This is a genomic window from Vibrio sp. HM8-C, assembly GCF_058630515.1.
On sequence record NZ_JBMMKS010000006.1, the window covers coordinates 14,940 to 33,749 of the forward strand.

The window sequence follows — 18,810 nt, forward strand, 5'->3', positions numbered from 1 at the left end:
TCCATTAACTATCCTGTTGCATTGCTTCGAGCTCTTCCCAGCGCTCAAATGCAATTTCAAGCTCCTGCTCTTTAGCAGATAACTTATCTAAAATTGGTTGTGTCACGTCAACAGTGCTACTAAAAAAGTCAGCATCGTTAACTTGCTCTTGCAGTGATTCAATCTCTGCTTCTAATTCTTCGAGTTTTTGCGGCAGAGTTTCTAATTCACGCTGCAGTTTATAAGATAACTTCTTAGACTTAGGTTTCGCAGGCTCTGATTTGGGAGCTGGCTCAACCGATTTTTCTTGTTTGATGACGTTTTCTACACTACGCGATTGCAGAACTTGTGTACGTTGCTGCTGAGCATCATGATAACCACCGACAAACTCTTCTATCTTCCCGTTACCTTCAAAGATCCAACTCGTAGTTACTGTATTATCGACAAATTCACGGTCGTGACTGACTAACAATAAAGTACCCTGATAATTGGCAAGCAAATCTTCCAAAAGTTCCAAAGTTTCGATATCTAAATCGTTTGTTGGTTCATCCAGAACTAACAAGTTATTTGGTCTAAGGAATAAACGAGCAAGCAAAAGCCTGTTTTTCTCGCCACCAGATAGAGCTTTAACCGGTGTTCTTGCGCGTTTTGGTGCAAACAAGAAATCTTGAAGATAACTTAATGCATGTCTCTGACGTCCACCTACAGTGACTTCTTGTTTGCCGTCAGCAAGGTTATCGATAACTGTTTTTTCAGGATCTAATACTTCACGATATTGGTCGAAGTATGCAACTTCTAGCTTTGTACCGCAGTGCAAACGACCGCTATCCGCTGTCAATTGACCAAGTAGAAGCTTTAAGAGTGTACTCTTGCCGCAGCCATTTGGACCGATAAGTGCAATTCTATCGCCGCGCATGATATTAAAGCTAAAGTTATCAACCAAGCACTTGTCTTCGATAGCGTAGTTGAGATTTTCTGCTTCAAATACGATCTTGCCAGAACGAGATGCGTCATCGATTTGTAAGTTAACTTTGCCCTGCACTTCACGTCTTTCACTACGTTCTTGACGGAGCTTTTTAAGCGCACGAACACGGCCTTCATTACGAGTTCTACGAGCTTTAATACCTTGACGGATCCACACTTCCTCTTGCGCTAGTTTCTTATCAAATTCTGCGTTTTGTAGCTCTTCGACGCGCAATAACTCTTCTTTTTCAGTAAGATAATTTTCGTAGTCACCAGGAAATGAGTTCAATTGACCGCGATCTAAGTCCACAATGCGAGTCGCCATCGATTTGATGAACGAACGGTCGTGAGAAATGAAGATTATCGAACCACGGAAATCCTTTAGGAAACTTTCTAACCATTCAATCGTGGTGACATCTAAGTGGTTGGTAGGCTCATCAAGTAGTAATACATCAGGGTCACAGACCAAAGCACGTGCAAGAGCCGCTTTACGCTGCCAACCACCTGAAAGGTCCGTTAACTTTGTATGACCATCAAGCTTTAATGAAGCTAAAACGTTCTGAATTCGGTCTTCAAAGCGCCAAGCACCCGCGTGTTCTAGATGCTCTTGAACATTTGCTAGCTTCTTAATATTGGATTCCGATGGGTCAATAGCGACAAGATCGAGCAGATCGTTGTAGATCTTAAGTTGCTCACCGACTTCTTGCAGACCACCAGCAACATAATCAAATACCGTACCTTCCTGGTTGCGCGGAGGGTCTTGCTCTAAACGCGAAACAACAACATCCTGCATCACTTGCATCTTTCCGTCATCTAACAAAATTTCGCCTGCGATGATTTTCATCAGCGTTGACTTGCCTGCTCCATTGCGACCAACCAAACAAACACGCTCGTTTTCTTGCAATGCGAAATCAGCATGATCAAGTAAAGGGTGGTCACCAAAAGCTAGTAAACCGTTATGAATGGTAATTAATGCCATTATTTTCTAACCACTGAGTTAATTCTGAAAAATCAAAAGGCCAGTTTAGCTCTGTACCTTGATATGAGACTACGGGGATAGTGACCCCGTAACGAGAAAACAGTTCATCATCGAATGCAATATCGATTACTTCAACTTGTGAAGCCACATTCGCTTGTGTAAGCAGTGAAAAGGCCATCTCACATAAGTGGCAGCCTTCAGTACTGTATAAAGTGATCAATCAACTTTCCCTATTGTTCGTTCACTAAACTGGCTTATGAGTAACTACCCAGCAGTTATGAATGTGCTTGTTGCGTTCGAAGTCTAGTGGAAGCGTCTGCGCAGAGATATTCTTAGCTTCTAAACCCAAGTTCTCTAACTCAGCCATATCCATCTTGAAATGACGTTTGTTGTTTGAGAAGACAATAGTGCCATCCTGACGCAAAATACGTTTCAAGTTCTTCATCAATTGAATATGGTCTCGCTGTACGTCAAAAGACTGTTCCATACGCTTCGAATTCGAGAACGTTGGCGGATCGATAAAGATTAAATCGTAACTACCCGAAGCTTGATCTAACCATTGAAGGCAATCTGCTTGAACGAACTGATGCTGACGCCCTACTTGACCATTAAGCTTCATGTTGTCTTTTGCCCATTCGAGATAGGTATTTGACATATCGACCGTTGTCGTTGATTTCGCTCCACCACAAGCGGCATGAACTGTGCCAGAACCTGTATAAGCAAATAGGTTTAGGAAATCTTTGCCTTTAGCCATTTCACCAAGTTTACGACGAGTGATCTTATGATCTAGGAACAGACCGGTATCCAAGTAGTCGTGCAAGTTTACAATCAGCTTCACACCATACTCATTGACTTCCATCGTTTGAGACTGCTGTCCAAACTTCTGATATTGAGATGAACCTTTTTGTTTTTCACGAACTTTTAAAACTACATTGTTGGCATTCGTACCCGTAACCTGAATCGCCGCCCTAATGATGTCAGTGAGACGGCGTTTTGCCTTCTCTTCTGGGATATCCTTCGGTGCAGCATACTCTTGGATGACTAACTGATCTAAATATACGTCGATTGCTACGTTGTACTCAGGTAAATCAGCATCATAAATACGATAACAATCCAAACCTTCACGCTTTGCCCATTTGCCAATTTTTGCAATGTTCTTCTTCAGACGATTTGAAAAATCAGGCGCGATTTGAGTCTGTTGCGTTTGTTGCTCGTCTTCAGAACGCTCACGAGCAGAAATTGAATAGTTCTTTTGGTGACAAGGTAACGCACCGTTATTCAACTTGTATTGTTTCTCAGCACGCATACGCAGACAGCTTAGTAATTCATCTGAACTAGAGAAGATGGACGCCTGACAACCGCCGAATTCCGATTTAAGTTGCGCACCAAATGCTGTGTAGAGTGCAATAAGACCTGGATGTGTACCTAAACGCTCACCGTAAGGTGGGTTACAGATAATTACACCACTTTCAAACCCCTGTGGCTTCTTAAGAAGTGAAGCATCTCCAAGCTCAAACTGAATCAAGTTTTCTACGCCAGCTCGTCTAGCGTTATCTTTCGCAGTTTTAAGAACACGACTATCACTATCTAAGCCAAAAAACTTAGTGTCAGTTTTGTTGACACCCCTTCTAGCCTGAACACTAGCTTCAGCTTTTACTTGTGCCCAAAGCTCTGGTTCGAAGTCTTGTAGAGACTCAAAACCCCATTTTTCGCGCTTGAGTCCAGGGGCAATATTCGCAGCCATCATCGCAGCTTCGATTAATAAAGTACCTGAACCACACATAGGGTCGAGTAACTGTTTAGATGTGTCCCAACCACTTCTCAAGATGATAGCTGCGGCAAGTGTTTCTCTGAGCGGAGCTCGACCAGCTTCCGTTCTGTAGCCTCGCACATGTAAGCCACCGCCGACCATATCGATACCAAGTAGAGCTTTATCATTATGTAGTCGAACGTGGATACGAAGATCTGCATGATCTTTACTGATCGATGGTCTTGGGAGGTTTTTCTTTTCAAAACAATCAACTACAGCATCTTTAACTTTCATTGCGCCATATTGACTGTTACGGATCTCTCTGTTTGTACCGTTGAAATCAACCACAAACTTTTTAGAACTATGAAAATGATTAACCCAGTTCACTGACGTTGCCGACAGGTACAGGTCCATATCATTCTGACAATTGAATTCTGTAATAACACGTACAAATCGTGAAGCAAGGCGGCTCCATAAACAACAACGGTAAATTTGCTCATTTGACGCTTTAAATTTCACCCCTGCTTGCACAGGTTTGGCGTCTGAAATCCCTAATTTTGTTAATTCTTCTACTAATAGGTTCTCAAGACCGTTTGAGGTTACCGCTAGATACTGATTCATAGTGTTCTTTAGCTAATAAAAATGGTGTCAGATTATACCTGACAAAGAACAACTTGCCCAAATCTAAACAGCCTAAATCCATAAAAACACAAAACATACATTTCCAACTCTCTCACTTGTTAACAAAACCACTGTTGAATTACTAATCCCCTAATTTATTACCTCACAGCGATAGTGAGTATTTATTCACAATAAATTTGGACTATACCAGTTTGTTTTTTACACTGTAAATTAATTACATTTTTAGTTAAAACGGGAATAATTAGGTGCTTTTAATGGGAAAGAAGCAGGTTTTTACCGTCACATTTAAGGCAATTTAAATGCAAATATTTTGTCAGAAGTAGAAATATGATTGGCGATATTGAAACTACACAGCTCTACCGAGGTGAATTGAAGGCAAAAAAAATCGGCTTACGCCGATGGGAAATGAAACAAAGGAACGAAAATACTAGGGAAACTTAACCCACCAATGCCATAGGCTGTGGCAGTAAAATCTGATTAGCTGATGCCATTCTGTCATGCATCACTTTAATCACTTGTCCATAGCGTAGCTGCTTAGAACCGCTTAGAACAAAATCTTCGAGGTCAACTAATGCACATAAGCTTGCATTGTCACCCACTTCTAGGACGATGAAGTAACCTTGGCCATTGCTATTGACCAGACTTACAATTTCACCCTCCTCTGGAGAATAACCACTGCTTTGGTAATCAAAGAACCAGCTCTTAGGTTGGACTGGCTTATGGAAGCGCTTAGCAGCAACGCAATAAAGAACTAACTCTACTTTGCGTGGCTCGCTGAGATTGAGGTAATCAACGCGCTCTTTGTAAGTTTGGTAGTCAGAAGCGTCGTCAACAGTAAATTGATTAGATGCAAAAGCACAATCTACTAAGAGATTGCTGCTTAGATTGGTGCGAAACACCATATCATCACCCAGTTCTAACATCAGATAACCTTCACTATCTGAGTAGTACCAATTCCATTTGTCACTCGGTTTAAGCATTGTCCTGACTCGCTATTTATTTATTATCAGACTATTAGGTAAAACGCTTAATTACCCTTGCCAACTAACTGCACTTAATTCTAAGAGAGGAAAAACAAAAAAAAAGAGGAAATGATTTTCTCATTTCCTCTCTACATGACCTTGTCACTTCTGTTCTATTTCATAAACAAAAGTCTCAATTAGATATTTTTTACGATGTCAGCAACTAAACGTGGACCTTGATAGATGAATCCACTGTATACTTGAACCAATTTTGCTCCAGCGAGTAATTTTTCTTTCGCTGCAACATATGAATCGATACCACCAACACCAATAATTGGAATTTGATCTCCCAATTCACGATACAAGCATTTGATCACTTCTGTGCTGCGAGATTGAAGTGGTTTACCACTTAACCCACCCGCTTCACTACCATGTTTCATACCTTCAACCAAAGTACGATCCAAAGTTGTGTTCGTTGCAATAACACCATCAATATTATTCTTAAGTAATGATGCACAAATTTGTTTAATTTCGTCATCACTTAGATCTGGAGCAATCTTAAGAGCTAGAGGAACATACTTATCGTATTTACTCGCTAACTCAGCCTGCTTTTCCTTTAACGCAGCTAACAACTCATCAAGCGCTTCACCATATTGTAGTGAGCGTAACCCTGGAGTATTTGGTGATGAGATGTTTACAGCGATATAGCCTGCATGCTGATAGACTTTTTCCATACAGATTAAGTAGTCATCAGCACCTTTTTCGATAGGTGTATCTTTATTTTTACCGATATTGATACCGATAATCCCGTCATAATTGGCTTTTTTAACGTTCTCAACCAAGTTATCAACACCTAGGTTGTTAAAACCCATACGGTTGATGATCCCTTCAGCGGGAATAATACGGAATAGACGCGGTTTGTCGTTTCCTGATTGAGGACGAGGAGTTACCGTCCCTACTTCAACGAATCCAAATCCCATAGCACCAAATGCATCGATACATTCGCCATTCTTATCTAGACCTGCCGCAAGACCTACAGGGTTCTTGAATGTTAATCCCATACATTCAACTGGTCGATTTGGAAGATGTTGACGATAGAAAAGATCAAGAGGAGTGCCGGTGAAACGTTTGAAGTTTTGGATGGCAAGATCATGCGCCTTTTCAGCATCCAATTTGAAAAAGCCAGTTCTGGCTAAGCGGTAGAGCATTGTGCCTCCGATAGAAAAAAGCCCCGATTAAACGGGGCGTAATTATTGTCTGATTCAGCTAACAATTCAAACTTTATTCAACCGCTTGGCAGTTTAAATTGAGCAGCATCAATTCTCTTAAAGCGACAGAGAACTTCGCGAACTCATGCACAGTACCAACTTTGAACTCGTTCAGGATATTTTCCCAACGATGCAGTGACACTGAATTTGCCTCCATCCACTCTTCGAGAGCTTTGATCACATCCAATTCACCGCTTTCACATTTGCAGTTAAGCACTTGGGCTGTTAATTGACGTTGCTGCCAATCCAAATCTTCTCTAAATGCTGCACGAGCCAATACTTGCCAGTTGTTGTCTGTCGCTTGGTTGTTAATCTGTTTCAAGAACCAGTGTAGAGACAAACGGTCACCCAAGTTGAAGTACAGCTTCGCAGTTTGTTCGACTGTTTTTTGCTTTTCTTTTGCTACTGAGGATATATCCAGTACTGAGTGTAGGCTAGATAAACGAGCAACATAGTTTGCTAATGTCGGCTCGATACCTTTCTCGATCCACGCTTTAGCCATAATGTTGTGCTCTTCCACTTCTTCAGCGACAAGTACATCATCAAGTTTATTGGCAATCGCTTCGACATCGGCTTTGTACAGTTCAATCAACTCAAGAACAGACTGTTTACCTGGACGATTGCGTAGCAACCAACGAGACAAACGGCGAAGTGTACGACGAACATGGAACATCACTTCATACTGAATCAATGCATCCGCTTTGTTATCTAGCTTACGTACCTCTTCAAGCACTGAACCTAAATTATAGATTTCACGCGCAGCAGCATAAGCATTAGTCACATCAACGGCACTTGAACCAGTCTCTTCCTGCAAGCGAGTAACGAAGTTACAACCCATTTCGTTAACCATCTGATTTGCAAGTGCTGTTGCAATGATTTCAGCACGTAGCGGATGGTTTTGCATGTGCTGTGAATAGTTACGACGTAACTCAGTTGGGAAATAATTGATAAGTTGCTGTGCATGGAACTCATCATTCGCAATGTCTTCGCACGCTAACTCATCTTTCAACACCATCTTACCGTAAGCAACGAGTACTGAAAGTTCAGGGCGAGTCAAACCATGACCTTGTTTCTCGCGTTCAAGTAGAGTTTCGTCATCAGGAATGTACTCAAGCGCGCGATCCAAATGCCCTGCTTTCTCCAATTGATGAATAAAGCGAACCTGTTCTTTAACTACCGCAACACCTTGCTGTTCAGTCACTGAAATAGACTCAGACTGAACATAAGCATCTTCGATTACAATCGCGCCAACCTCATCTTCCATAGACTCAAGAACTTGGTTACGTTGTTTAACTGTCATATCACCATTGGCAACAAGACCATTTAGGAAGATCTTAATGTTAACTTCATTATCCGAGCAGTCTACACCACCAACGTTATCAACGAAGTCCGTGTTAACACGACCACCTTTCAGTGCGTATTCAACACGCCCCAGTTGAGTCATGCCTAAGTTGCCACCTTCACCAATGATTTTAGCGTTTAGATCACGACCATCGATACGTAGTGAGTCATTCGCGCGATCACCAACATCGGTGTGAGTTTCACGTGAAGACTTAACGTATGTACCAATACCACCGTTCCAAAGTAGATCAACCTCCATAGAAAGGATCATCTTAATCAATTCGTTTGGAGCAACGGATCCTTTCTTCGTACCCAACATCTTTTGAATTTCAGGCGTTAAAGTAATCGATTTTGCCTTACGCGAGAAAATACCACCGCCCTTAGAAATCAGTTTAGGGTTGTAATCTTCCCAGCTAGAGCGAGGTAGATTAAATAAGCGGTTACGTTCTTCCCAACTGCTTGCTGCATCTGGCGTTGGATCGATAAAGATGTGTAAGTGGTTAAATGCACACTGTAGGCGAATGTGTTTCGACAGCAGCATACCGTTACCAAATACGTCACCCGCCATATCGCCGATACCCACTACGGTGAAATCGGTGGTTTGGCAATCGATGCCAATCTCACGGAAGTGACGCTTAACTGACTCCCAACCACCTTTCGCTGTAATACCCATTGCTTTGTGGTCATAACCATTAGAGCCACCTGAAGCGAAAGCATCACCTAACCAGAAGTTGTATTCTGCAGATACTGAGTTAGCAAGGTCTGAGAATGTTGCTGTACCTTTATCTGCTGCAACAACCAAATACGGATCATCTTCATCGTGACGAACCACATTCACAGGAGCAACGAGATCACCTTCTACGATGTTATCAGTTACATCCAATAGCGCACGGATGAAGCGTTTGTAACAGCGTTGACCTTCAGCAAAAATCTCATCACGAGTGTTGTATAAGTACTGTTTTCTACAGACGAAACCACCTTTAGCACCCACAGGAACAATCACAGTGTTCTTAACTTGTTGTGCTTTTACTAACCCAAGGATTTCGGTACGGAAATCTTCTTGTCTGTCTGACCAGCGCAAACCACCACGAGCAACTTTACCACCACGTAGGTGTACACCTTCAATATCAGGTGCATACACGAAGATTTCAAACGCTGGTACCGGAGCAGGAATCTCTGGGATTTCGCTTGGCTTCATCTTCAATGCTAACCAAGGCTTAGGCTGTTTGTCTTCGTTTAATTGATAATAGTTGGTACGGTATGTCGCTAGGATCATCTCCATGTAACGACGAATAATACGGTCATCATCTAAGCTTTCTACGTGATCTAATTGTTCAGTTAGCTTATTAATTAGATCCGTTTGACCTTTTTGCGCGCCCTTATGTTTCGGATCGAAACGACGCACAAATAGATCCACCAAGCCTTTTGCAACATCAGGGTAATGGCTTAATGTATCTTCAATATATTGTTGGCTGAATGGGAAGCCAACTTGACGCATGTAACGTGCATAAGCGCGAAGAATGGAAACTTCTCTGCCTGTTAATGAAGCGCCCAACACCAAACGGTTGAAACCATCACTTTCTAGATCACCATTCCAGATAGCAGCAAATGCTTGTTGGAAACGATCGCGAGCTTCACGAAGATCAACTTTATTCTCACTCTTATGAAGCATAGAGAAATCAAGGATCCAATAAACTTGGCCATTTGACTTCACCACTTCGTATGGTGATTCACCGATAACACGCAAGCCAAGATTTTCAAGCATTGGCATTACATCAGAAAGATGGATTGGCTCATCACGGTGGTACAGCTTCAAGCGAACCGCTTTAGAATCTGTTGATTCTTCTTGCGGACGATAGAACAACATACCTAATTTGTTGTCTTCGTTTAGAGCTTCTAAACGCTCAATGTCTGCCACCGCAGAAGCTGGCATTACATCTTCTTTATATGAACGTGGGAATGCATGCAGGTATTCTTTAGCAAGTGGTAAACCTTTACTTTCACCGCGGTTTGCCACGATCGCTTCAGCTAAACGATCATCCCAAGTTGTTGATGCTTCCATTAAGTTTTGCTCTATTTTCTTCACATTCACGTCCATATTGTTGTTATCAACACGAACGATGTAATGGGTTCTTGCAAGTGGGCTTTCAGAGAAATACGTCGTGAACTCTACTTCTTGTTCACAACCAAAATACTGTTTAAAAATACGTTGCGTTTGACGGCGCAACTCTGTGTTGTAACGCTCTTTCGTTACATACACCATACAACTGAAGAAACGTCCGAACGGGTCTTTACGCACAAACAGACGAAGAAGATCTCGGTCTTGCATTTGTACAACACCCATTCCAACTTCTAACAGTTCTTCTTCTGTTGCTTGGAGCAGTTCATCACGTGGGTAATTTTCTAGAATATTGTGCAATGCTTTATAAGCATATGAGCCAACACGGTAACGGCTTGCAGTTAGAATACGTTCGACTTTCTCACGAATGAGTGGAATGCTTTGCACCGCTTGGTTATACACAGCAGAAGTATATAAACCAGTAAAACGATGCTCGCCAATCACCTTTCCATTTTCATCAAACTTCTTAATACCGATATAGTCAGTATAAGCTGGTCGATGAATTCTAGATTGCTTGTTGCCTTTAGTTAGAATAAGTAAGTAGGCTTTTTTCGCTTCTAGGCGAGCTGAGTCAGAGAACTCGGAAAGTTTAACTGAACGAACACGTTCACTTTGAGAGAAAAGACCTAAACCAGCTTCATCAGTCGGTTTTAGTGTTGTGTCGCCATCAACATCAACAAGGTCATATTCTTTGTAACCCATGAAAGTGAAATTATGGTTTCCTAACCAACGTAAGAACGCCATAGTTTCTTGGAAACGATCAGATTCTGGAAGCTGAGCAACATTGGCTTCAAGTTGGCCAATTACTTGATCCAACTTACTTACCATAGGTTTCCAGTCTTTCACGACTAAAGCGGTATCAAGCAGAATATCAAGCAATTCTTCTTGAAGAGTCTTCATCTCTTCTTTGTTACTTAAGCGGTCAACTTCGATATGGAATAGAGATTGAAGTGGCCCTTCTCCATTATTGACGCTCTTGATTGCGCCTTTGTCATCGCGATCAATTTGAGTTGGACCGTTAAGCATTAAGTGGGAAGTAAGATCAAGTCGGCTAAGTGCCATCTTAATAGAGTCAACATGGAAAGGACCATCAGGGACAACAATCTCAACAATCGTATGGGTAGATTCCCAACCATGACGACTTACCGTTGGATTGAAAACTCGCACAGAGTAATCATCACTTTTCTTCTCACTGATATGATGCCAAAGACTAACTACTGCACCATATAAATCGGATTCATTTCGTTCAGCTAAATCATCTTGCGATACATTGCTAAATAAATGTTGAGCGAGTTGAGTAACCAAGGGTTGTTGTTTTTGCTCAAGTTTGTCTTGAATAAGTTGGTAAACTTTTTCAAGTAGAACCGGCATCAAAGTCTCACGCGCGGTCATAGGCGACTCCAGATTAGAATTATGTTTTGTAGGGGATGCAGTAAGAATATAGCCTACTGCTGGTAATGCATGCCTTATTGTAAAAGTTTTAGAAACTAAACGTTAATAGTTTTAACATTTACACTCAGGCAAATGTTTGAGAATGTGACTAAGATACCTATTTAAACATCTGGCATTATCTTTCATCACAGCATTTCTAACTTTATAAACTTGTTATTTTGGTCAGTTATCAGCCTAAATCGACCTTTTACTCCAATTTGACTAAGAAATGGTCGAAATCTTGATGCTGGCAACTGCAAACGCAATCCCTGCTCTGTTACAACTAAAACGGAACTTGCCGCTCCTGAGTAATGTGCCAAATACGCTTGATAAGAAATATTGAGTGAAAAATAGTAATGCTTCATATAACAACCAAAGCGCTCTATGTTGAATTTAAAGATTAAAAAGTTTAGATGAAAAAAAAGGTGGCACCGAAATGCCACCACAGTTTGTCTTTTAGTCTTCTAGAGCTTTAGACACTTTCTCAAAAAGATCTCGCGCTAAGTTATCCATCGCTTTTAACGCTTCCAGCTCTTTTCTAATTAACCCCTGGCGCTCTTCATCGTATTTACGGAACTTAAGTAACGGGTCAATTAAACGAGAAGCCACTTGTGGGTTACTGCTATTGAGTTCACGCAAAATTTCACCTGCGAAGCGATAGCCTTCTCCGCTCTTCGCATGGAAGTTTACTGGGTTACTGTTTAAGAATGCACCAATAAGGTTTCGCGTGCGGTTCGGGTTCTTTAGACTAAAGGCTTCATGGTTCATCGTTTCTTTGATGACTTCAAGTGCATTACCTGCAGGGTTGCAACCTTGAAGAGTGAACCATTTATCCATAACTAAACCGTCATGTTTCCACTTATTACTGTAATCAGCCATTTGAGCTTCGCGACATGGCAAGCCCGCGCTGTTAGCAGCGCTCATAGCAGCAATAGTGTCAGTCATGTTGTTCGCTTCATTGTACTGTTTCTCCGCTAAAGCATTACCTTGCTCGGTGTATGCCAAGTAAGACAAACAAATATTGCGCAATGAACGCTTACCAATTGCATCATGACTGATGGTGTATTCATTTTGTCTTAGAGTTTGGTAAGTCGCGCTAAGTTCATCTTCTAACTCTGTAGCAAGAATAACTTTGAACGCCTTAAGCACATTCGCAACTGCATCGACATCAACACACTTATACCAGCCAGAAACTTCATTGTGGCTAGGCAATGAAAGCATCTCTGCCACAAATGCAGGATCTAATGAATCACTGAGCAATACACCACGGAAAGCATCGATAACAACTTCACTTAATTCAACACGTTGCCCTTGCTGCAATCGAGTGACATTGTCACGGATATACTTAGCCATTAGGATTTGACCAGCATCCCAACGAGCGAATTCGTTAGTCGCATGAGACATTAAGAACACCAACTCGTCATCTGAGTAGTCGTATTCCAGTTTTACCGGCGCAGAAAACTCTCTCAATAATGATGGGATTGGTTGCTCTACTACATTCTCAAATACGAAGGTTTGCTCTGCTTGAGTAACATTTAGAACATTCGCAACTGGCTTTCCGTTACACTGTAATGGAATAACCTTGCCGTCTTTTGTATACAGTTCTACATCAAAAGGAATATGCAGTGCTTGCTTTTCTTTTTGGTCATGAGTCGGTTCTGTTGATTGGCAAACTGTCAGCGCATAGGTTTTAGCTTGTGCATCATATTTGCTGGTTACAGAAACTGTTGGTGTGCCTGACTGGCTATACCATAAACGGAACTGCTTCAAATCAACACCCGACGCATCTTCCATAGCAGAGACAAAATCTTCACAAGTAGCCGCAGTGCCATCATGACGTTCAAAGTACAATTTCATGCCTTTTTGGAAACCGTCTTCGCCAAGCAGAGTATGCATCATACGAATAACTTCGCTGCCCTTTTCGTAAACAGTTAAAGTGTAGAAGTTATTCATTTCTATTACTTTATCTGGACGAATTGGATGAGACATTGGGCTTGCATCTTCTGCAAACTGTGGACCACGAATAATGCGAACATTGCCGATTCGATTAACAGCACGAGAGCCCAAATCAGACGAAAACTCTTGATCACGGAACACTGTCAAGCCTTCTTTCAAGCTTAGCTGGAACCAGTCGCGACACGTCACGCGGTTACCCGTCCAGTTATGGAAATATTCATGCCCTATTACCGCTTCGATACCAAGATAATCGGTATCTGTTGCTGTTTGATCATTCGCTAACACGAACTTCGAGTTGAAAATGTTCAACCCTTTATTTTCCATTGCGCCCATGTTGAAGAAATCAACCGCGACGATCATATAAATGTCTAAGTCGTATTCTAAACCAAAGCGTTCTTCGTCCCACTTCATCGAGTTAACCAAAGAAACCATCGCATGGTGGGCTCTATCTAAGTTGCCTTTATCGACAAAGATTTCTAGGTCAACATTGCGACCAGATTGAGTAACATATTTGTCTCTTAGAACATCAAAATCGCCAGCCACTAAAGCAAATAGATACGCAGGTTTCGGATGTGGGTCTTCCCATTTAACCCAATGACGACCGCCTTCCACTTCACCTTGTTCCAGCTTGTTGCCGTTACTTAGCAAGTATGGATATTGGGCTTTGTCAGCAATGACTGTTGTGGTGTATTTCGCCAGTACATCAGGGCGGTCTAGATAATAAGTAATACGTCGGAAACCTTCTGCTTCACATTGAGTACAGAAAGCGCCACCAGATTTGTACAACCCTTCTAATGCAGTATTTTCTTCTGGGTTGATCAGCGTAACAATCGTCAGCTCAAACTCTGCTGGCAGTTGGCGAATTTCTAAACCCGCGTCAAGTTGAGTGAATTCAGTCCAATCTACGCCATTAACTTTTAGTGCTTGTAGTTTTAGTTCTTCACCATCCAAAACCAATGTCGTGCTGTCTTTCATCTGCTTTACTTGCGAAACAGCCGTTACTGTAGTTGCTGTATCAAAGAGATCGAAGGTCAGTTCAATTTGAGAAATGGTATGTGATGGTTGAGTATAATCTTTACGATATTTGGCTTGAGGAGTTTGAGCCATTGCCGGAATCCTTTTGACATAGTGATATGTGACAGTAACAGATCTTAGGCTTGTTACAGGCAATAACAACCCCTAAGACAAAAAAAGAGATAACCAGCGAGGCTATCTCTCATAAATGCAAATCAATTGGTTAATAAACATTCTAATAACAACATCAACGAATACGATTCAAAACCGCAAACATTGACCCACCCTCCATATCCAGCGTTAGCTGATCTTGCTGCAAGGTATAACGGGTATCTTGTTCGCCATCTTCATAGAGCAAAACCAAGTGGTCACCTTCCATGTAATAGACTCCCTGATGAGTCGTTTCATTACCGTCACTGCCACTGGCTTTAAACAAAAACACAAAATCAGGTTGAAGAATAAGTAACACTTCGGTGAGTTTATCCGCGTATGAGTCTTGACCAGAAAGTGAAGTACTAGACCACATACCTGCTAATGCGTTGGGTAACGCTTTAGTAAATGTAACGCCATTCAAAAACAACAAATTGTGATTACTTTTATATTCGTAAACTTGAGGATCATCGCTATTTAATCCAAGAATGATCGTATCGCTATTAGCGGTGAACATCCCTTCCCAGTGGTCAACACTGTAATCTTTCTTCTGAATATCGATAGAAAATGTATAGTCCGATTCAAAGTTAAGCTTGATAGCCAGGAAGTTTTCTTCTGTCTCATCTGGTGCAGGGTTCAAAAGGTACCAATCCCCAAGAAGAAACGGCTGATCAAATTGGGTTAAATCTTTTAATGGTCCATTCATAGAACCAAACGCTTGACCTGTGCTCGCCAGTGCGATGCAAGCAAAAATAACGGTTATCCATTTCATAGCGATCTCCCTCACTTTTTGTAAGCTTAGGATCGCATGTTAGATTTCGCTAAATTATTTGATACATGTCACATTCGGTTGCATATGAATTATGAACAAATAAAAAAAGCGAGCTAATAAGCTCGCTTTTTAACACTTTGAAAATGCTATTTTTTCGCTGATTTGAGCATATCTACCATGATAGATACCGATTCATTCAAATAAGCATCTGGCACTTCATAATCTTTTGGCACATCATCCAGCGTTTTGTATTCTGCGTTTCCAGCAGCAACCTGACGCTTGTTAATACGCTCTAGTCGTTCTGCATCAGCTTCTTCAGTCTTTTTCTTACGAGCCTTCTCGTTTAAAGACAAAGAGTTGTCATCTTTTTCGGCTTTATACTTAGCAATATCTTGTTGAATAAAACCAAATTCAAGATCAGATACAATACGAGCTTGATGCTTTTGAGTCAAAGAGCCAATAAGTGTCGAGAAATCACGAAGTTTTGAATACTTAGCATGATCAATGCTATCCCACGGAAGTGCATTTGGTTCCACACTTTCACCGGTTTCGGATGCTTCGATTGCAGCAGGGAAAGCAATATCAGGAATCACACCTTTGTTCTGTGTACTACCACCATCAATACGATAAAACTTTTGAATAGTGTACTGAACATACCCTAACTCCTTATCAAACATATCGTAGATATGATTTAGAGAACGGTGTTGTTGCACAGTACCTTTACCAAATGAGTTTTCGCCAAGGATGATTGCACGCCCATAATCCTGCATTGCCGCAGCAAAGATTTCAGATGCGGATGCACTGTAGCTATTAATCAGTACCGTCATAGGACCTGAATAACTGATCTTTCCGTCTGTATCGCTATTTACGTTCACTCGACCATAACTATCACGCACTTGCACAACAGGACCACTGGTAATAAACAAACCAGATAATGCTGTTGCTTCAGTTAACGCACCACCACCGTTGTTACGCAAGTCAACAATGATGCCGTCAACTTTATCCGCTTTTAACTGAGTAATGAGCTTATCTGTATCTTGAGAAAGACCAACGTAAAAGCTTGGTACTTCCAAAACACCAATCTTTTTGCCATCTTTTTCAATTAATTCTGATTTTACAGCTCTATCTTCCAGACGAATCTTATCTCGCACAATTGTTACAACGTGACGTTTAGCATCTTTACCATCAGGTAGAATCTCAAGGTTAACCTTAGTACCCTTTGGTCCTTTAATAAGCTGAACCACGTCATCTAAACGCCAACCGATTACATCTACGAGTTCTTCACCATCTTGACCAACACCAACAATTCGGTCACCTTCAGACAACTGCTTACTGCTAGCCGCTGGGCCGCCAGTGACTAAAGAGGTAATCACCGTATAGTCGTCGGTCATTTGTAAAACTGCGCCAATCCCTTCCAGAGATAAACTCATCTCAGACTGGAACTGTTCAGCATTACGTGGAGATAAGTAACTGGTATGTGGGTCGATTTGGCGCGCAAACGCATTCATGTAAAGTTGAAAAACATCTTCACTGTGTGTTTGCGTCAAACGCTTGATTGCATTGTTATAACGTTTTGAAAGCGTTTCTTTGATTTCAGGCCACTCTTTACCCGTCAGTTTTAAGCTCAAAGCGTCGTACTTCACGCGCTTGCGCCACAACTCATCAATTTCTGCTTTGTTTTTCGGCCACGCAGCTTTCGAACGATCTATCTCAATCGTTTCGTCAGTATTAAATTTGATTTCTTTATCAAGCAGCGACAACGCATATTTAAAACGGTCAAAACGTTTGTTCATCGATAAGTTATAAACTTCAAACGCAATAACGTTGCTACCTGCCTTGAGTTCATCATCTAACTGAATAGCTTTAGACTGAAAAGAATCGATATCCGCCTGAGTGAAAAGACTGCGGTTGTAGTCGAGAAGTTCAATGTAACGTTCAAAAATCGCTTGAGAGAATTGATCGTCGAGATTGAAATGCTTGTAATGAGAACGAGTAAAACGAGAAGTTACCCTTTTGCTAGCTGTTTCGTGTTGAGCTTCAGGAGCAAGTATTGGTAAATCTTTCTTTTGAATTTGGGCTTCTACAGCCTGAGCTGATGATGCTGCTAGCCAAACGCTAGCAGCAATCAGAGTCCATTTTGAACGGCATTTCATGCGTAGGAGTTTCTCCTTTAAGCGCGCAAGTGCTCCGCTTTTACAACCATTTGTAGGCCGTTACCAAGTTGAACACGCACATCTTCCTTATTGATTTCAACAATGGTCGCTGCCATGTTGCCTTTACCCATGTTGATGTTCACTTCTTTACCAACAACGATTTCGTCACTGTTTAAAGCTCTAGTTTCAACTGGTTTACTTTCTGGTTTTGGCCCTTTAGTTTGTTGAGGACGGCGAGGCTGAGCAGCTTTTTTAGCTTTTGGCTTAGCTTTCGCTTCTTCACGAGCCTTTTTACCTTGTTCTTTACGACGAGCGTCAACGCGAGCTTTGCTTTCTGCCAACGCTGCTTGTGCATGTTCTACATGTTGTTCTTCAAGCTCTCCACAAGCGTTGCCATCTAGGTCTACACGAACCGCACCAGGTTTTACGCCGTGTAGGTAACGCCATGAAGAAGTGTACTGTCTTAACGCTGCACGAAGCTGAGTTTTACTAACTTTTGGATCTTCGCCAAGGCGTTCAGCAAGATCTTGAAAAATACCAATTTTAAGAGGCTTCGCTTCACCCTCTAAAGTAAAGCATTTAGGGAAACATTCAGCAATGTACGCAATAACTTCTTTGCTGTTTTTTAACTTTTCAGTGTTTTCCATGAGGATTCCTGGTTTATGCGGCTTGTCCGCGAGCATTAAGAGTAAATATGTTCGGTATTATAGTGACCTGAATACGAAAAACCACAGGCAAAAGACAATTTATGCCTTGTTAGCCTGTGAATTGAGCAGCTTTTCTACTTCTGTCATCAAAAATGTAAGACCTTCCTCATCAATTTCAGAGAAACGACCTACACTTGGGCTGTCAATATCAAGTACACCAGCTACCTCTCCACTAATTGAAAATGGAATTACAATCTCTGAATTGCTGGCAGCGTCACACGCGATATGTCCTTCAAACTCATGAACATCATAAACACGTTGTACACTATTAGAAGCAACTGCTGTACCGCATACACCGCGTCCTACCGGAATACGTACGCAAGCAGGTTTGCCTTGGAATGGACCTAATACCAACTCACCGTCTCTCATTAGATAAAAGCCGACCCAGTTAAGGTCTTCTAATTCCATGTTGAGTAGTGCGCTTAAATTAGACAAGTTCGCAATCAAGTCCTTTTCTGATTCTAGTAATGCGACAGCTTGTTTTGTTAAGCGGTGGTAATGTTCTAATTTCATATAAACTAAACTTCCAATTGAAAAATAAAGACTTCACTTTAGGTTTTAAATGCCTTTAAGTTTTGCTTACCTAAAGGTTTTACATATAATGCGCCAAAACTAAATAGGATT

12 protein-coding genes are annotated in these 18,810 nt (G+C 41.5%); all 12 read right to left on the minus strand.

What is annotated here, in order from left to right; translation table 11 throughout:
- Nucleotides 1-4: 4 nt before the first annotated feature.
- Nucleotides 5-1,921 (minus strand): ABC transporter ATP-binding protein, encoded by a 1,917-nt coding sequence (locus tag ACOSVQ_RS08930; RefSeq protein ID WP_491982197.1) that lies wholly within the window; start codon nucleotides 1,919-1,921, stop codon nucleotides 5-7.
- The gene (locus ACOSVQ_RS08935) at nucleotides 1,899-2,141 is read right to left on the minus strand and encodes a glutaredoxin family protein (RefSeq protein ID WP_491982198.1); all 243 of its coding nucleotides are present in this window, start codon (nucleotides 2,139-2,141) and stop codon (nucleotides 1,899-1,901) included. Before ACOSVQ_RS08935 ends, ACOSVQ_RS08930 begins: the two co-directional genes overlap by 23 nt.
- A gap of 24 nt (nucleotides 2,142-2,165) precedes the next feature.
- Complete coding sequence (gene rlmKL, locus ACOSVQ_RS08940; protein ID WP_491982199.1) at nucleotides 2,166-4,292, minus strand: bifunctional 23S rRNA (guanine(2069)-N(7))-methyltransferase RlmK/23S rRNA (guanine(2445)-N(2))-methyltransferase RlmL; 2,127 nt, start codon at nucleotides 4,290-4,292, stop codon at nucleotides 2,166-2,168.
- Between the two features lie 458 nt (nucleotides 4,293-4,750).
- On the minus strand, nucleotides 4,751-5,293 hold the full coding sequence (locus tag ACOSVQ_RS08945) for a cell division protein ZapC (protein WP_491982200.1): 543 nt from the start codon (nucleotides 5,291-5,293) through the stop codon (nucleotides 4,751-4,753).
- Between the two features lie 179 nt (nucleotides 5,294-5,472).
- Nucleotides 5,473-6,483 (minus strand): quinone-dependent dihydroorotate dehydrogenase, encoded by a 1,011-nt coding sequence (gene pyrD, locus ACOSVQ_RS08950; protein ID WP_491982201.1) that lies wholly within the window; start codon nucleotides 6,481-6,483, stop codon nucleotides 5,473-5,475.
- Between the two features lie 73 nt (nucleotides 6,484-6,556).
- Entirely contained in the window at nucleotides 6,557-11,395 is a 4,839-nt protein-coding gene (locus tag ACOSVQ_RS08955) for an NAD-glutamate dehydrogenase (protein WP_491982202.1), read from the minus strand.
- Nucleotides 11,396-11,580: 185 nt separating this feature from the next.
- Nucleotides 11,581-11,799, minus strand: coding sequence for a DUF2835 domain-containing protein (locus tag ACOSVQ_RS08960; RefSeq protein ID WP_491982203.1), 219 nt, complete (start codon nucleotides 11,797-11,799; stop codon nucleotides 11,581-11,583).
- Nucleotides 11,800-11,890: 91 nt separating this feature from the next.
- Nucleotides 11,891-14,497: an aminopeptidase N gene (gene pepN / locus ACOSVQ_RS08965; protein WP_491982204.1), complete on the minus strand. Its 2,607-nt coding sequence runs from the start codon at nucleotides 14,495-14,497 to the stop codon at nucleotides 11,891-11,893.
- Nucleotides 14,498-14,651: 154 nt separating this feature from the next.
- Entirely contained in the window at nucleotides 14,652-15,326 is a 675-nt protein-coding gene (locus tag ACOSVQ_RS08970; protein WP_491982205.1) for a hypothetical protein, read from the minus strand.
- Nucleotides 15,327-15,472: 146 nt separating this feature from the next.
- The gene (gene prc / locus ACOSVQ_RS08975; RefSeq protein WP_491982206.1) at nucleotides 15,473-17,479 is read right to left on the minus strand and encodes a carboxy terminal-processing peptidase; all 2,007 of its coding nucleotides are present in this window, start codon (nucleotides 17,477-17,479) and stop codon (nucleotides 15,473-15,475) included.
- A 17-nt stretch (nucleotides 17,480-17,496) separates the two neighbouring features.
- Complete coding sequence (gene proQ / locus ACOSVQ_RS08980; RefSeq protein WP_491982207.1) at nucleotides 17,497-18,126, minus strand: RNA chaperone ProQ; 630 nt, start codon at nucleotides 18,124-18,126, stop codon at nucleotides 17,497-17,499.
- A gap of 99 nt (nucleotides 18,127-18,225) precedes the next feature.
- Nucleotides 18,226-18,699, minus strand: coding sequence for a GAF domain-containing protein (locus ACOSVQ_RS08985; RefSeq protein WP_491982209.1), 474 nt, complete (start codon nucleotides 18,697-18,699; stop codon nucleotides 18,226-18,228).
- Between the last annotated feature and the right edge of the window lie 111 nt (nucleotides 18,700-18,810).

Bases quoted from the DNA above. Each gene is read 5' to 3' on its own strand.
- pyrD (WP_491982201.1), bottom strand. From the start codon at position 6,483: ATGCTCTACCGCTTAGCCAGAACTGGCTTTTTCAAATTGGATGCTGAA.
- rlmKL (WP_491982199.1), bottom strand. From the start codon at position 4,292: ATGAATCAGTATCTAGCGGTAACCTCAAACGGTCTTGAGAACCTATTA.
- ACOSVQ_RS08960 (WP_491982203.1), bottom strand. From the start codon at position 11,799: ATGAAGCATTACTATTTTTCACTCAATATTTCTTATCAAGCGTATTTG.
- ACOSVQ_RS08970 (WP_491982205.1), bottom strand. From the start codon at position 15,326: ATGAAATGGATAACCGTTATTTTTGCTTGCATCGCACTGGCGAGCACA.
- proQ (WP_491982207.1), bottom strand. From the start codon at position 18,126: ATGGAAAACACTGAAAAGTTAAAAAACAGCAAAGAAGTTATTGCGTAC.
- ACOSVQ_RS08955 (WP_491982202.1), bottom strand. From the start codon at position 11,395: ATGACCGCGCGTGAGACTTTGATGCCGGTTCTACTTGAAAAAGTTTAC.
- ACOSVQ_RS08945 (WP_491982200.1), bottom strand. From the start codon at position 5,293: ATGCTTAAACCGAGTGACAAATGGAATTGGTACTACTCAGATAGTGAA.
- ACOSVQ_RS08985 (WP_491982209.1), bottom strand. From the start codon at position 18,699: ATGAAATTAGAACATTACCACCGCTTAACAAAACAAGCTGTCGCATTA.
- pepN (WP_491982204.1), bottom strand. From the start codon at position 14,497: ATGGCTCAAACTCCTCAAGCCAAATATCGTAAAGATTATACTCAACCA.
- prc (WP_491982206.1), bottom strand. From the start codon at position 17,479: ATGAAATGCCGTTCAAAATGGACTCTGATTGCTGCTAGCGTTTGGCTA.
- ACOSVQ_RS08930 (WP_491982197.1), bottom strand. From the start codon at position 1,921: ATGGCATTAATTACCATTCATAACGGTTTACTAGCTTTTGGTGACCAC.